The organism is Myxococcus sp. AM011, assembly GCF_013372595.1.
GTDB classification, from domain to species: Bacteria; Myxococcota; Myxococcia; order Myxococcales; family Myxococcaceae; genus Myxococcus; species Myxococcus eversor.
In genome coordinates, this window is the sequence record NZ_JABXEM010000662.1 from 1 (window position 1) to 419 (window position 419).

Consider the following 419-nt stretch of genomic DNA (forward strand, 5'->3'; position numbering starts at 1 on the left):
GCCACAAGTCGAATCTGCACGCGATCATGATGACGGGCGCGATCCCCGTGTTCCTGATGCCGACGCGCAACCACTTCGGCATCATCGGCCCGATCCCGAAGAGCGAGTTCGAGCCGGAAACGATCGCCAGGAAGATCGCCGACCATCCGTTTGCCAGCAAGGCCAAGAACAAGAAGCCGCGCATCCTGACCATCACGCAGGGTACGTACGACGGCGTGCTGTACAACGCCGAGATGATCAAGAACATGCTGTCGACCGAAATCGACACACTGCACTTTGACGAAGCGTGGCTGCCGCACGCGTCGTTCCACCCGTTCTACGAGAACATGCACGCGATCGGCCACGGCCGTCCGCGCAGCAAGGATGCGCTGGTCTATGCCACGCAGAGCACGCACAAGCTGCTGGCTGGCTTGTCACAG

The 419-nt window shown here is 60.9% G+C and carries 1 pseudogene; it reads left to right on the forward strand.

The window, feature by feature from the left end:
• A pseudogene (locus HUW62_RS47910) lies at window positions 1–419 on the forward strand (hypothetical protein); the annotation flags it as partial.